We start from the raw sequence: 15,012 nt of genomic DNA on the forward strand, positions 1-15,012 counted from the left end.
CCCGCGAAGCCGGTTCACCGCCCCGGCCGCAGCCTCCTCATCCGGACGGCGCACAGCGCCGTGCAGGCCGCGGACACCAGCAGCAACGCCGCGACGGACCCCAGCCACCACGGCCAGTCGTGGGTCCACAGGTCATCGGCCGGCCCGGTCCGCGGCAGATCCACAGTGGAGGCCCCGGCGGCGTAGCCCCACCGCGCGGGAGCCAGCCAGGACAGCTGCGCCAGCACCGGCCGCCCGGCCACCGGGATCATCCCGCCGCACAGCACCAGCTGCGCCATCACGGTCACGACGAGCACGGGCGTCGTCTGCTCGAGCGAGCGCACCAGCGCCGACCCCAGCAGGCTGAGCAGGCAGGACGCCAACGCGGTCAGCCAGACGGCGACCCCGAGCTCGACGACCGGCCGCGGCAGCAGGACCGCCGAAACCGGCCCGGGCTTGACCGTCGTGACGACGCCGACGAGCACCGCCGCCTGCACGGCCGCGACGAGCGTGAACACGCCGGCCTTCGCGAGCGCGTACGCGCCGGGCCGGAGCCCGACGGCCCGTTCGCGGAGGAAGATCGCCCGTTCGGCGACGGCCTCGCGCGCCGAAGCCGCCGCGCCCATGAAAGCCGCGCCGACGAAGACGAGCACGAGCACCTGCGCGGCCTCCGCCGGGTGGTCCGGCCCCGGCCGTCGCAGCCCTTCGTGACCGGGCACCGCGAGCGCGAGCACGGCCAGCACGACCGGCACGAGCAGGAGGAACAGCGCGTACCCGGGATCGGCGAGGACGAGCCGCAGGTGCCGCGCGGCGAGCGTGCCGGCCTGGTGCCCCAGTCCCGCGCGGACCGGCGGCGGCTCGACGGCCGCCCCGGGCGGCGCCGCCGGGCCCACCGGCGACGGCTGGTGCGGCGGCGCCGTCCCGGCGATCACCCGGTGGAAGATGTCGGCCCAGTCGGCCGTGCCGAACCGCGCCCGCAGTTCCGCGGGCCGCCCGCTGAACACCGGGACGCCACCCGGGGCCAGCAGCAGCACCAGGTCGCAGTCCTCGAGGTTGGTGACGTTGTGCGTGACCACCACGACCGTCCGGCCGGCGTCGGCCAGTTCGCGCAGCCGGCCCATGATCTGCCGGTCGAGCGCCGGGTCGAGGCCGGACGTCGGTTCGTCCAGCATCAGCAGCGACGGCGCGGTCAGCAGCTCGAGCGCGATCGAGACGCGCTTGCGCTGCCCGCCGGACAACCGGTGGATGGGAGTGCGCGCGTGCTCGGCGAGCCCGACTTCGGCCAGCGTCTCGGTCACCCGCTGCCGCCGGGCCGCCGCGCCGGTGTCGTCCGGCAGCCGCAGCTTGGCCGCGTAGGACAGCGCACTGCGCGCGGTCAGCCGCGTGTGCACGACGTCGTCCTGCGGCACGACCCCGACCCGCCGGGCCACCGCCGAGCGCTGCCGGTGCATGTCGTAGCCGTCGTAGGTGATGCGCCCGGTGGTCGGCGCGACCTCGCCGGAGAGCACCTTGAGCAGCGTCGACTTCCCCGCCCCGGACGGCCCGACGACGGCGACCAGCTGCCCGGGCCGCAGGTCGAGCGATACACCCGCAAGCAACCGCTTCTCCCCGACGGCGAACCCGACGTCGTCGGCCACGAGCCGCGTGCGCTCCCCGCCGGTCGCGACGAGGTTGTCGCCGTCGACCCGCAGATCGGTGGCCCCGACGGTGATCCGGTCCCCGTCCGCGATCGGCGCTCGCCCGGCGACCGGGACGCCGTTGACCAGCGTCGGGTTCCGGCTGCCGAGATCGGTCAGCCGCCACGCCCCGCCGACGCGTTCCAGCCGGGCGTGGCGCCGGGAGACCTGCAGGTCCCCCAGCACGACGTCGTTGTCGGCGGCCCGCCCGATGGTGATCCGGACCCGGTTCCCGATCCACACGCCGTCAGCCGGTGGTGGTCGGGGACGTCGGCACCTCGCCGGGCAGGCCCAGCAGTTCGGCGGTCCCGAGCACGAGGTAGCTCCGCGTGCAGCACTCCCTGTTGCCCGACACACCCTCGTACTGGAATCGCAGCCGCAGCACGCCACTGACATCCAGGTCGATCGGTGTCGGTGTACCGAAGGCCACCGGCTTGTTGAAGATCTCCCGGCCGTCGGCGAAGATCTCGAGCTGCATCTTCAGGGAGGAATCGCCCGCGTTGTCGTCGATCCCCGCAGTCGCAGTGAACCGGCGGAACCCCTTGGCGATGTTGTACTCGACTCCGTGGGTGCTCGTGCCGGCGTCCACTGCGTCACCCAGCGAGTGCAGGTAGTTCTTGCCCGCGATGTTGGCGTTCTGGTTCGCGTCCCACTGGCCGCTGGCAGGCTGGACGGAGTCGAGGTAGACCAGCTGGGCCTGGCGGGCCACGGTCAGCTTCACCGTGTCACCGATGGCCGCACCGGCGGCCGGGTCCTGCTCGATCACCGTGCCGTCGGCGGCCGTCGCGTCGATCTTGTCCACTGTGGACACCTGGACGCCCGGCAGCGCGTCCTGGGCGTCGGCGAGCTTCTTGCCCACGACGTTCGGCATGACGCTGGGCTTCGCCGTGGTCGTCACCGTCGGCGAGTCGCTTGTGGACACCGGTGCCGGGGCGGACGTCGCCGGGGCGACGGAGTTGCCCGAGGCCGCGGTGGTGTTCGGCGCCGGCCGGAAGACGAGCCAGCCGCCGACCAGGAGGGCCAGGACGACGACCAGGGTCACCACCACCGGTCCCCGGCGGCGCTTGCGGTTCGGCATGTTCGCTCCGGTCGGGGTGGACGGCGGGCCCGCCGTCAGCGGTCTGGACGGCGGCGGCGCGGGCACGCCGAACACGGTCTCGGTGCCCGGGCCGGGTTCGGCGAGCGGCACCGGGGGCGGCGGCGTGGCGAGCGGGAGGACCAGCGGCTGGTTCATCAGTTCCAGCACGAGCGCGTCGAGGATGGTCGCGACCTGCTGGGCCGACTCGGGCCGGTCCGCCGGCCGCTTCGCCAGCAACCAGGTGAGCACGTCCCACAGCTGGTCGGGCACCCCGGCGGGCCGGCCCGGCATCGCGGTTTCGTGCAGCCGGATCACGGCGAACGTCGACTGCCCGGCGAACGGCGTGACCCCGCAGCACAGTTCGTACAGCAGGATGCCGAGCGAATACAGGTCCGACGCGGGTGCCGCGTCGAGGCCCTTGCCCAGTTCCGGCGCGAGGTACTGCGGAGTACCGACGAGCAGCGACCGGCGGCCGAGGTCGCTGGCCGTCGCGAGGCGCGAAATCCCGAAGTCCGTCAGGCGCGGCACCGTGCCGTCCATCAGGACGTTCTCCGGTTTGACGTCGCGGTGCACGACCCCGGCCTGGTGCACGGCCGCGAGCGCCGACGCCACCCCGGCGCCGATGCGCGCGACTTCCGACGGCAGCAACGTCTTCTCGGCGTTCAGCCGTGCCCGGAGATCGCCGCCGCCGACCAGGTCCATCACGATCGCCACGGTTTCGCCCTCGACGACCAGGTCGTGCACGCCGACGAGGTTCGGGTGGCGCAGCCCCACCAGGATGGACCGCTCCTGCAGGAACCGCGCCACCTGTTCGGGGTCCTCGACGAGCTCGTCGCGCAGCACCTTGAAGGCGTAGGCGTGCCCCTGCTCGTCGGAGCCGGCGAAGACCCGGCCCATCGCACCCGTGCCCAGCGGGTCACCCAGCCGGTAGCGGCTGCCCAACGGCTTTTCCATTCACGACCTCCAGCGGTTCAGTCCTCTTCGGGCTTCTTCTTCCCGAAGAGGTTTTCGAGGTGGGGGAAGAGCTGCCAGATGATCACCGGGAGGTTCATCAGCGCTCTGGTGATGCCGGCGCGGTTCCGGAGTTCGGCCCGCCAGCCGAGTGCTTCGCCGATCCGCTGTTCCGCCTCGACGACCAGCGGGACGGCTTCGTCATTGTCGCCGTTCAGCGCCAGCGCGATGCCGAGGTCGAGCTGGGTCCGCATGGTGTCCGGGTGGTACGGCCCGATCGACTCCCGCTGCTTTTCCAGCAGGACGCGCAGGATCACGGCGACGTCTTCGTACTCCTTCAGCTGGGCGTACGCCTGCGCGGTCGAATACCGCAGCCACTGGTGGAGCGGGTGGTGCTCCGCGAAGACGTCCCGCACACGCGGTTCGAGCTCCGCGAACTCCCGCAGGGCCCGCTTCGGGCGGCCGCGGGTGACGGACGCCCGCGCGCACCGGACGCCGGCCGCCAGGGTCAGCGGGCTCTCGCTGCCCAGCAGGCCGGCGAGGCTGTCGCGAGCCGAGCGGAGCTGCGCTTCCAGGGCGTCCCAGCCTTCGTCGCGCACCTTGAACTCGGTGAGGTCCAATGACATCTGGGCCTCGGCGTGCACGCCGATCGCCTCCAGCCGCAGCGGGTGGCGTTCGTGGTCCGGCGTGTCGTACTCGCGGATGACCGACTCGGCGATCGTCCGCGCCGGCTTGAGGTCGCCGGTGACGATCCGCAGCCGGGCCAGTTCCAGGCGCGCCCGCGGGTCCGGGTCGCCGGTGGAGAGCAGTCCGAGCGCGTCCCGGAACCGGCCGCGCATCCGCTTCGCGACGGCCATCGCCACCCGGGCTTCGGCTTTTTCCCGGTCCGGCAGGGCTTCCGGGACCTCGTCCGGCCACAGCGGATCCGCGTCCGCGTACCGCCCGAGCTGGTCGAGCGCGCGGGCGCACGTCAACCGGGCGCGGAAGGCTTCGGTGCCCGCGAGCGGGCGGCAGACCGCGACGGCCTCGGCGAAGTCACCGGCCTCGACCAGCGCCGCGGCGGCGGCCACCCGGTCCGCCGGGCCCGCGCCCGCCAGGCCCAGGATCCGGTTCGCCGCGTCCCGTGCGGCCACGATGTCGCCCTGGTCGCGGAACCGGTCCAGCCCGATCCGCAGCAGCCGGGCCCGCCGGTCCGCGGGCACGCAGTCGTGCCCGGCGAGCGCGGCCGCGTGCTGGTGGAGGTGTGCGGTGTCCTCGGCCAGCTCCAGCAGGACCTCGGCGGCTTTGCGCGTCAGGTCTTCGTCGACGCCCGCCGCCTCGCGGACCAGCGCGTGGACGTCCCACCCGGAGCCGAGGTGGGTCAGCAGCGCGCGTCTCGCCAATGCGGCGACGGCGTCCTCGACCGGTTCGCCCGGCAGGACGCGCCGCACGAGGTCCGGCGGCACCGGTGCCCCGGAGATCGCCGCGGCGATCCGCAGAACGCGCCGCGCGGTCCGCCCGCAGCCGTCGACCGCCTGCCGCAGGACGTCCACGGTCGTGCCCTTGACCGCGTCGAGGACATCGGGGAAACCGGTGTGGTCGACCGCGCCCCGCCGGTCGCGCAGCGCGGTGCCGACGCTCGTCAGGACGATCGGGTGCCCGCCGCACCGCTCGACGAGCCGGCGCACGGCCGCCAGCTCGACGGGGTCGTCGGACCCGACGATTTCCGTGTACAGCGCGGAACCCTCGTCTTCCGACAGCCCCGTGAGGTCGATGACCGGGGCGGGCCAGTCCGGGTTGCCGGACCGCGTCGTGAGCACGGTCCGGATGTACGACGTCGGCATGACCAGCTGGTCGAGCACGTCGGCCGGCAACTCCGACGGGACGTCGTCGATGACCCACAGCTGAGGTTGCCGGGCGGCTTCGACGCGCCGGGCGACGACGTCGCGGACCTGGTCCGGCGGCAGGTCGCCGGCGACCTTCGCGAACGTCCGGAGCTGGGTGTGGAACCGCGAAAGCGCCCCGACCGGGTCGTCCTGCCCGAACAGGTCCAGCCACCGCACCCCGCCGGGGAAGGCGTCCCGGAAGAGGAAGGCGTACTGCTCGGCCAGGCTGGTCTTCCCGAGGCCCGCGATCCCGCGCACGACGGCGAGCGCCGAAGACTTCCGCGGGGTGGTGGGCGGCAGCTCGCGGGCGTGCAGGGCGCTGTGGATCGCCCAAAGCTGCCGGTAGCGGCCGACGAACCGGCGGGGCCGCAGCAGCCGGGGCAGCAGCGGCGCCGTGCTGCGGGCCGAACCCAGCGGTGTGGCCGCCTGCCGGACCATTTCGGCGACCCGGTCGGCGATCCGCGCACGTTCCCGGTCGTCCTTCGGCGCCCCGAAGTAGGCGGCGTCCTCCAGTTCCACCGGGGCGATGTGGTTGCTGTCCCGCTCGGGATTGACGACGAGCACCCGCCGCCGGGGATCGCCGAGGCGCTGCGCCGCGAGAAAGGCGGAAGTCAGTTTCCATTGGCAGGCGTACCGCGTCGGAAACCGGCGCGAGTAGTACGCGAGAAGGACTTTCGCTTCGGCCAGTGCGGCTTCGAGCGTCTCGGTGATGCCCTCGAACCGTTCGATCCCGCGGTCACGGAAAACCCGCATGCCGGCGGTTTCGAGTGCGCGTTCGAGCGCGTCCACCTCGACACGGTCCGACCAGGTGAAACTGAGGAAGACGTCGTGGCCCATTTTGTCCTCGCCGGGAGCGGGAAAGCGTGACGCTCGCCGATGTCGGCCGAGGAATGGTTCCCGTTACACCCGGCGCCGCCCGACCGGGCACGATTGTCGCGTTTTTGTCGTCTTTCCGACGCGGCTTTTCCCGTCCGGATGGGGCACGCTGGAAGAAGCGCTCAAGCCGAGGAGGAGCATGGCGCGCACACCGAGGTTCCGGTCAGGGGGCCGGCTGCCAGCCCACGCCGTAGGACCGCGCGGGCCGGAGGTCGTGGAACCCGGTGTGCACCTCGCCCGCGTTGTCGAGGAAGAGCGGCTTGCGCGCGGGCACCGGATCCTCGGCGTCCTTGGAGAACTCGCCGTCGATCCGCCAGATCCGCGAAGGCGGTTCCTGCCGGTCGAACCGGACATTGAGGTCGAAACTCTCGCACGGGAATTCCGGCGTGCAGCAGTAGAAGGGCGCGGGCAGTTCTTCCAGCCTGATGCGGAAGAAGAACTCGTGCTGGTCACCGGCGTCCAGCGCCTGCGGCGGCCGCAGGCGGAACGCGACCCGCGTCGAGGAGACCATCCGCACGGAATGCACCTCACCGCCCGCGACGACGTCGATGCCGAGCCCCGAAAGATCGGGCTGACCGGTCGTGCTGGCCGGCCGCGCCAGGGAAATGCCGTGCTCGATTTCGGCGAGCCCGGAGACGTGACTGACGATTCGCCGGGTTTCGAAGACTTCGGCAGCGGCACCCGTGAGCGTCAACCGGACCGCCAGCGCGGACGTGTGCCACGGGTCCTGCCGCCCGGTGGCCGCCGAGGCGCGGAAGGCCGTCGGCAGCTCGGCCGCGGCCTCGGCGATGAGGTAGAGGACGTCGTCGGCGCGGCGCTGCATGGTGCGGACGTTGCGATCGGCGCCCGTGCCGAGGAGTTCGAGCCGCGCGGTGTAGCGCTCGTTCGCGCCGGTGCCGAAGCCCAGGACGATCCGCGCGGTTTCCCGCTGCGATTCGGGCAGCTTCCCGATCAGGGCGACGAGCGTGGCGACGACCTTGGCGCGGACCGTTCCCGGACCGTCGTCGTCGCGGACACCGCACACTTCACGTAACTGTTCGCCGACGACGCCGGGCAGGTTCTTCGCTTGGACGCCCAGGCCTTTGCGAAGCAGTTTCAGCTCCGCTGAGAGCGCGTTGATCTTCGCGTCGGCCGCCTCCTGAGCCAAGCCGCCACCTCCGTCGTGCTCGCCTTCGGGGAAGTGTACTCATGTTCCCCTGCCCGCCACGAAGCCGTCATCCGTTTCCGCCCGGTTTCCGAAACCGGGAAACAGTGCTGGTCACGGCGCCGGGAACCGTTTCCTTTCGAGGGTCAACCAGAAACGCCTGTCGCCACCGAAATGGCCGGGTGAAGCTGGAACAGCCGAAATCCTTCGGCAATCCGAGAAATGCGAAACGGAAAGGTGGCCGCGATGCACACGCACCTCGTCATCGTGCTCAGCCAGCTGGTCTCCCTGCTGGGCTGACCAGGAACAGGCCGGCGGGCCCGGGCCGCCGGCCGATCCTTCCCACCGTTCGCCGAATACAGGATGATCGAGCCATGCAGGACTTTGGAGCCGAATTGAAACGTCGACGGACGGCGGCCGGAATTTCACTGACCGGTCTCGCGGCCGCCGCGCATTTCACCAAGGGCTATCTCAGCAAGGTGGAGAACGGCAAGGCCCGCGTGAACCACGACCTGGCCAAGGCCTGCGACCGGGCACTGGACGCCAAGGGCGAACTGCTCGCCCTCGCCGCGGAACAGGCCTCCCCCGCGCGCCGCAGCGCCGGCGGCATCGTCGGGCTGCCGGCCGGCGGACCGTACTTCGTCGGCCGGGAAACCGAGCTCGAGGCGCTTTCCGCGCTCCTGCTGGACGCGGACGACACCCGCGTCGGCGTCGTGCACGGCATGGCCGGCGCGGGCAAGACGGCGCTGGCCGTCGCCGCCGCCCGGCAGGTCGCGCGCGCCTTCCCCGACGGCTGCCTCTTCTTCGACCTTCGGGGCCACACCCCCGGCGCGACCGAGCTTTCGGCCGGCGAAGCGCTGGGCCGGCTGCTGCGGCTGCTCGACGTCTCGGCCGACCAGTTGCCCGCCGACGAGGACGGCTTGGCCAACCTGGTCCGCGACCAGCTCCGCGGCCGGCGGATGATCCTGGTGCTGGACAACGTGCGCTCCGCCGAGCAGATCCGGGCGATCGTCCCGGGCGAGACGGCGTCGCGGATCCTGGTCACCAGCCGCGGCCGGCTCCCGGCCCTCGACGACGCCTGGCACTTCCCCGTCGACGTGCTGCCGCTCGACGACGCCGTGCGGCTCCTGCGGTCCGTCGCGGGCGAGCACGCGCCGGACGACGAAGACGTCGTGACCGAGATCGTCCGGCACTGCGGCCGGCTCCCGCTCGCGGTGCGCATCGTGGCCGCCCGGTTCGTCGCCGGTGGCTGGACCGCGGCGAAGCTGCGCGACCGGCTCGCCGACGAAACGACCCGGCTCGGCACGCTGGACGACGGGGAGCGCAGTGTCGCCACCGCGTTCGCCGTCTCCTACGCCTCCCTGCCCCGCGACCAGCGGCGGCTGCTGGGCCTGCTCGCCCTCCACCCCGCGACCGCCGCGGAAGAGCGGGCCGTCGAAGCCCTCGCCGGCCTGGGCGCCGGCGAAGCGGACCGCCTGGTGGACCGGCTGCACGACGCCCACCTGCTCGTCCGCGACGAGCGGGGGTACGTCGAGCTCCACGACCTGATGCGGATGTTCGCGGCGAAGCACGCCCTCCCCGAGGTCGCGCCGGACGACCGCGAAGTCGCGGTGAGCCGCCTGGTCGACCACGCGCTCTCGACGACCCTGGCGGCCGACGGACTCGCGGAGCCGTACCGGTTCCGCCCGCCCACCGGCCTTCCGCCCGCGGCCACAGTGCCGTTCGACGACGCCGAGGGGGCGCTCGCCTGGCTGGCCGCGCAATGGCCGATGCTCGTCGAAATCGTCGACTCCGCCGCCAGGCACCGGCTGCACGAACGCTGCTGGCAGCTCGCCTTCACGCTCCGCGCGTTCTTCTTCCGCGAGAAGCTGTTCGAGCCGTGGATCCGCACGCACGAGCGGGCGCTCGAAGCCACGCGCGCGCTGGGCGACCTGAGCGCGACGGGGTTGATCCTCAACAACCTCGGCATGGCCCACGTCGAGGCGGGCCACGTCGACGACGCCGTCCGGCTCCACGAACAGGCCCGGGAGTGCTTCACGCAGGCGCACGACGAACGCGGCGCGACCGACGCGCTGTCGAGCCTGGCGTGGGCGCGCCTGTACCGAGGCGAAGCCGAAGCGACGCTGACCGACCTGACCACCGTGCTGGCGGTCTACCGCCGGACCGGGCGGACCCGGAACGTGGTCATCGCCCTGCGCGGCATCGCGCTCGCGGCGGCGGATTTGGAGCAGTTCCCCGAAGCCCTGACTCGCGCCCGGGAAGCCGTCGAACTCGCTCAGCAGCCGGACGACCAGGTGATGTCGGTCAACTGCGCGGCGTGGGTGCACTTCCGCGCCGGCCAGTGGGAAGACGCCGAACGCTGCTACCGGCGGGCGGCCGAACTGGCCGACGACGCGGGGAACGAGTACGAACACGCGCGCGCGTTGACGGGCCTGGGCAACACCGCGGCCGGGCGCGGCGACCGGGAGGCGGCGACGCGCTGGTGGGCGGACGCCGCCGCGTACCGGGTGACCCTCGACCGGACCGTGCTCGGCGAGGCCGAGTACCGGGACCGGGTGGCCGGCTGATCAGAAGACGATGAAGAAGATGAGCCGCTTCGCCTGCCAAGTCCAGATCCGCCAGGCGTAGCGGAGAGCCAGCGCGGCCAGGGCCAGGCCGACGAGCCCGGCGAAGACCGAGCCGTGGCCCAGCAGGAGGAACCCGCCGATCGCGAGGACGACGGTCCACACCGTCCACAGCAGACCGTAGCCCGCTCTGCTCGCCTCGCTGTACGGGCGGGTTTCGGCCGGTCCCGGCACCGGGCCGACGGGTGACTGCGGTTCCGCACTCATGGTTCCTCCTCGTTTTCCAGGAAGCGGTTCGGCATTCCTGGGTGACGAGTCGCCGGGCCGGCGGAACGCGTTGCGACGGACCGTCCATTGTCGGCCTTCTGTCGCGTTCGGCAGGCACCGGGCCACGGCGCGGTGGGGTTCTCACCGCCGGGAAACCGGTCAAAAACCCGACATTCCCCGGCAACCGCACCCTGAGCGGTAGCGAAGCCGCCCGGGCAGCCGATCAACGTCCGGGAAGCGGAAACCGGGGTGAGGACACCGTCATGACCACGCATTGAGTCGCCGCCGAAGGCTGAGCGCACGTCAGTCTTCGAGGACCTCCCGGAGCCTGCGGGCGAACGCCTCGGGCTGGCCGGCGTAGCCGAACTCGCCGCCCAGGAAGCCGCCGTGGTGGCTGGGGAACACCGTTGCCTGCCGGCCGAGGCGGGCGGCCGTGGCCTGGGCGGTGCGGCCCGTCATGACGTCCGCGGACTCCTCGCCCACCGCGATCACGATCCGGGTCGGCGCCGACCTCAGCGCGTCGACGTCGAGCTCGTAGGCCGTGACCGCCAGGGAGCGTTCGGTCAGCAGCGGGTCGTCGCGGCGGCCGTCGTCCTCGGTGGGCATGCCGAACTGGGCGGGGTCCGGCAGGGGCTGCGCGAAGTAGTCGTCGGTGAATTCGCCCTTCCACGAAGTCATCGCGACGAACGCCGCCATCCCGGCGCCGAAGCCCCGTGCCTGGTAGGCGTCCCGGAAGGCCTGGCTCGCCCGCTCGGCCGCCGCGGCATCGGGCAGGACCGACACGAGTGGCGGCTCGTGGGCGACGAGCGTGCGGACGCTCTCGGGGTGCGCCGTGACCAGCGCGAGCGCGGCGACGGCGCCCCCGCTGCTCCCGAACACCTCGACCGGGCCGACGCCCAGCGCCCGGATGACGCCGTGGATGTCTTCGGCCTGGACGGCGGGCACGTGGTCCTCCCGGCCGTCCTTGCGGACGCTGCGCCCGAGCCCGCGCGGGTCGTACGTGACGACGGTCCGCTCGGGGAAGAACGACGCCAGGGTGCTGAACCCGGCCGCCTCCATGGGCTGCCCGACCATGAGGAGCGGTGGCCGCGGGCTGTCGGCGGGCGCGGGGCCGTGGACGTCGTAGACGACGTCGGCCTCCGGTGTTTCCAGTACGTGTGTGGTGGTCATGCTGCCTCCCCGGTTCGGGACTCGGGCCGAGCCTAAACCGGGGCACCGACAGTTTCCGTGGTCGCGCGCCGTGGTGTCGATCCACGTCCGCGGGGCTCATGAGGCCCCGCTGGTTGCCGAACCGCGCGCGTGGGGTGGCCGGCCGGACTCGCACCGGCTTCGCCCGGGGTCACAGCCCGGGGCCTCGTCTCCTTCGGCTTCGGCCACAGTCGTCCTGCCGGGGTTCGAACCCGGGACCACCCCGAGGTGACCGGGGTGCTCTTCCGCTGAGCTACGGGACGTTCGTTGACTGCTTCGCGTAGCGCGTCCGGGAGTCGAACCCGGGTCTCCCGGGTGAGAACCGGGGATCCGTACCGCTGGACCAACGCGCCGTGGTGGTGGAGGAGGGAGTCGAACCCCCGGTGTCGCGAGGACGTCCGGTTTACGGCCGGCTGGGGCTCCACAGCCCCGTCTCCACCGATTCCCCGGCCGCGGCAGGCCGGGGCGCACTCGCGTCCGCCGCATTGGTACGACGAAGACGAGCGCAGAAAAAAGAACGCAAAAAGAAAGCCGCCCGGATCGGTTTCCCGATGGGCGGCTCCGCGAGCACGACGACTGCTACGTCATGGCCGGGAGCCGGTGTTCGTGCACGGAGAACCGGTGGTCCGACGCGCGTACGAGGACGGCCGAGACATACATCTCGCGCCTCTCGATGTGCGTCATGACAACTCCTCGGCTCGTTTGGGTGAACACATCATCGCCCACCGCGGCGCACGCGTCAACGAATTAATGCACCAGCCCGGTGCGATAGGCGTAGATCACGGCCTGCACGCGGTCACGCAGATCCAGCTTGGCCAGGATTCGCGACACGTACGTCTTCACGGTCTCCTGGCTGATCACGAGCGTCGCGGCGATTTCGCTGTTGGACAGGCCGTTCGCGATCAGGCGCAGCACCTCCAGCTCGCGCGGCGCCAGCGCGGTCTCGCCGGAAGTGCCTGCGGCGGGCCGGATCCGCGCGGCGTAGCGGCCGACGAGCCGGCGCGTCACCTCCGGGTCCAGCAGCGCGGCGCCGGTCGCGACGGTGCGGATGCCGTGCAGCAGCTGGGCCGGCGGAGCGTCCTTGAGCAGGAATCCGCCCGCGCCCGCGCGCAACGCCTCGTACACGTACTCGTCGAGGTTGAACGTCGTCACCACGAGCACCTTGACCGGCTGCTCCACCCCGGCGCCGGCGAGCCGCCGGGTCGCCTCGATGCCGTCGAGGACCGGCATCCGGACGTCCATCACCACGACGTCCGGCTTCAACGAGCGGGCCAGGTCGACCGCCGTGCGGCCGTCCGCGCACTCGCCGACCACTTCGAGGTCCGGCTGCGCGTCGATGATCGTCGCGAACCCGGTGCGGATCAGCGCCTGGTCGTCGCAGACGAGGACCCGGATCACCGCGGGATCCGAGCCCGGACGACGAAACCGCCGTCACCGCCGCCGCCCGCGGTGAACTCGCCACCGAGCGCGCCGACGCGTTCGCGCAGCCCCGCCAGGCCGCGCCCGCTTCCGCTCGGCACCACCGGGCCCGCGGGGGCGCCCCCGTTTTCCACGCTACCGGACGGCACCGACGGTTTCGGCGGCCCGGAAGTCGTGACCTCCACGAGGATCTCCTTCTCGTCGTGCTGCACGCGGACTTCGGTGTGCTTGCCGTACGCGTGCTTCAGCGTGTTCGTCAAGGCTTCCTGCACGACGCGGTAGACCACGGCGTCGGCGGTGCCGGGCACCTGACCACCCGCTTCGGTGAATTCGACCGGCTGCCCGGCCCGCCGCGTCTGCTCCACGAGGGCCCGCAGCGAACCGAGGGAAGGGTGGTCGGGGTCGAGCAGGTCGAGCAGCTGCCGGAGGTCCGAGATGGCCAGCCGCCCGGTGTCGGTGATCGCGCTCAGGGTCCGGTCGAGCCGTTCGGGCGTGGCGGTCAGGTAGCGCGCGGCTTCGGTCTGGACGACCATCGCCGTCACGTGGTGGGTCACGACGTCGTGGAGTTCGCGGGCGATGCGCGTGCGCTCGGCGGCGCGGGTCGTCTCGGCGACGTGGCGGCGGTGCTCCGCCTCGGCGGCGCGCGACTGCCGCAGCCAGGCGCCGATGCCCCACGCGAGGGCCAGCGCCAGGTAGAAGGTGACGAAGCCGGTCACGCCCTCGGTCGACCCGTGCCGGGCCAGGACGACGGCCAAGGGCACATACGCGGCGGAAGCGACGGCCACGGTCGTCCACCGGAAGCGCGTCAGGTGGGCCGCCGCGCTCAGCAGCGCGATCGGCAGCGCGGAGCCGGAAACCGTGTGGTAGGCCCAAATCTGGTCGAGGGCGAAGCCGGCCGAGACGAGCGCGAGGCACACGGCCGGCCATCGCCGCCGCACGGCGAGCGGCAGGCACTCGAGGGCGACCACCGCGTAGGCCGGGCCGTCCATGGGCCGCGTCGGCAGATCGCCGACCTGGGTGCCGTAGCCGTGCAGCGCCGGGATCAGGGCCAAGCCGGCGAGCAGCACCGCGAACGCGAGGTCCCGGACGGTGACGTCGAGCCGCCGCCACCGGTCCGGGACGCGCCGGAGGTCGGTCACGGGAGGACAGTAGCGGCCGCGGCGGCGCGTCCCCGGCGAGGCACGATGTGGCCGCGCCGCCGGGCCAGCCGCATGAAGGCGGCCGTCACGACCACGCCGGCCACCACGGAGCAGACGCTCGCCTCGGGTCCGAACTCGCCACCGCTGAGCGCGGCCGGCCCGGACACGACGCCGTGCAGGAGGCCTTCGGGGGCGTTCGTGCCGGAGACGTCGGTGCCGAAGATCGCGCCCTCCGCGTAGTTCCACCCGAAGTGCAGGCCGATCGGCAGCCACAGGGTGCGCGTGGCGGCGTAAGCGGCGGCGAGCATGCCGCCGGCCTCGACGGCGATGGCGATCGCGCCCCAGAGCGTCGCGTGGGCGTTGAAGAGGTGCGAGAGGCCGAACAGCAGCCCGGTGAGGGCGAGCGCGGCCCAGGTGCCGATCCACCGTTCGACGTTCCGGAAGAGCACCCCGCGGAAAAGCAGCTCTTCGGTGACGGCGGCGGCCGCGGTGAACCCGAACAACGCGATCGCCCCGGCGACCGAGCCCCACCCGAGCACGTCGTAGCCGCCGACCAGCGCGATGATCGCGATGACGCAGGCGAACAACCCGAGCCCGAGGAGCAGCCCCCGCCCGAGCGCCCCGGTGTTCCTGGCGACTTCGACCGGCTCGCGGTGCTCGGTCCGGTTCACGATCCACCGGTAGGCGAGCAGGGAAAGCACCGCGGTGCCGAGCCCGAAAACGAGGGTGAGCGGGGTGTTCCACCCGACGGCACTGACCACGAGACTGCCGCCGAAGGCGACGACCGCCACGACCACGAGCTGCAGGAACAGTCGCATGACAACTCCTTCGAGAGGTCCGCGACCAGCGCGCCGCGGCTGCGACGA

Annotated in this window: 10 protein-coding genes and 4 tRNA genes; 1 reads left to right on the top strand and 13 read right to left on the bottom strand. The window is 72.4% G+C overall.

Annotation, left to right across the window (positions count from 1 at the left end):
* Positions 1 to 14: 14 nt before the first annotated feature.
* The 4 genes from ACWEN0_RS05370 to ACWEN0_RS05385 all read right to left on the bottom strand — a co-directional run bounded on the left by ACWEN0_RS05370 (position 15) and on the right by ACWEN0_RS05385 (position 7,572).
* Positions 15 to 1,898, bottom strand: a complete 1,884-nt coding sequence (locus ACWEN0_RS05370) for an ATP-binding cassette domain-containing protein (RefSeq protein WP_451969154.1) — start codon at positions 1,896 to 1,898, stop codon at positions 15 to 17.
* Positions 1,899 to 1,902: 4 nt separating this feature from the next.
* Entirely contained in the window at positions 1,903 to 3,687 is a 1,785-nt protein-coding gene (locus ACWEN0_RS05375) for a protein kinase domain-containing protein (protein WP_451969156.1), read from the bottom strand.
* Positions 3,688 to 3,704: 17 nt separating this feature from the next.
* Positions 3,705 to 6,386: a TIR domain-containing protein gene (locus tag ACWEN0_RS05380; protein ID WP_451969158.1), complete on the bottom strand. Its 2,682-nt coding sequence runs from the start codon at positions 6,384 to 6,386 to the stop codon at positions 3,705 to 3,707.
* A gap of 202 nt (positions 6,387 to 6,588) precedes the next feature.
* Positions 6,589 to 7,572, bottom strand: coding sequence for a hypothetical protein (locus ACWEN0_RS05385; RefSeq protein WP_451969160.1), 984 nt, complete (start codon positions 7,570 to 7,572; stop codon positions 6,589 to 6,591).
* Positions 7,573 to 7,943: 371 nt separating this feature from the next.
* Here ACWEN0_RS05385 and ACWEN0_RS05390 point away from each other — a divergent pair, with 371 nt between their 5' ends.
* The gene (locus ACWEN0_RS05390) at positions 7,944 to 10,136 is read left to right on the top strand and encodes an NB-ARC domain-containing protein (protein ID WP_451969162.1); all 2,193 of its coding nucleotides are present in this window, start codon (positions 7,944 to 7,946) and stop codon (positions 10,134 to 10,136) included.
* Here ACWEN0_RS05390 and ACWEN0_RS05395 read toward each other — a convergent pair whose 3' ends face one another.
* From ACWEN0_RS05395 to ACWEN0_RS05435, 9 genes are all read right to left on the bottom strand, one after another.
* Positions 10,137 to 10,400, bottom strand: a complete 264-nt coding sequence (locus ACWEN0_RS05395; RefSeq protein WP_451969164.1) for a hypothetical protein — start codon at positions 10,398 to 10,400, stop codon at positions 10,137 to 10,139.
* Between the two features lie 303 nt (positions 10,401 to 10,703).
* The gene (locus tag ACWEN0_RS05400) at positions 10,704 to 11,570 is read right to left on the bottom strand and encodes an alpha/beta fold hydrolase (RefSeq protein ID WP_451969166.1); all 867 of its coding nucleotides are present in this window, start codon (positions 11,568 to 11,570) and stop codon (positions 10,704 to 10,706) included.
* A gap of 130 nt (positions 11,571 to 11,700) precedes the next feature.
* Positions 11,701 to 11,777, bottom strand: a tRNA-His gene (locus ACWEN0_RS05405).
* Positions 11,778 to 11,779: 2 nt separating this feature from the next.
* A tRNA-Val gene (locus ACWEN0_RS05410) sits at positions 11,780 to 11,851 on the bottom strand.
* A gap of 18 nt (positions 11,852 to 11,869) precedes the next feature.
* Positions 11,870 to 11,941: transfer RNA gene (locus ACWEN0_RS05415), tRNA-Glu, on the bottom strand.
* A gap of 1 nt (position 11,942) precedes the next feature.
* Positions 11,943 to 12,028: transfer RNA gene (locus tag ACWEN0_RS05420), tRNA-Tyr, on the bottom strand.
* Between the two features lie 307 nt (positions 12,029 to 12,335).
* On the bottom strand, positions 12,336 to 12,986 hold the full coding sequence (locus tag ACWEN0_RS05425; RefSeq protein ID WP_451969168.1) for a response regulator: 651 nt from the start codon (positions 12,984 to 12,986) through the stop codon (positions 12,336 to 12,338).
* Entirely contained in the window at positions 12,983 to 14,146 is a 1,164-nt protein-coding gene (locus ACWEN0_RS05430) for a sensor histidine kinase (RefSeq protein WP_451969170.1), read from the bottom strand. The genes ACWEN0_RS05425 and ACWEN0_RS05430 overlap by 4 nt, the downstream gene beginning before the upstream one ends.
* Entirely contained in the window at positions 14,143 to 14,964 is an 822-nt protein-coding gene (locus ACWEN0_RS05435; RefSeq protein ID WP_451969172.1) for a CPBP family intramembrane glutamic endopeptidase, read from the bottom strand. Before ACWEN0_RS05435 ends, ACWEN0_RS05430 begins: the two co-directional genes overlap by 4 nt.
* Positions 14,965 to 15,012 lie beyond the last annotated feature (48 nt).

It is taken from the genome of Amycolatopsis sp. NPDC004378 (assembly GCF_053602455.1).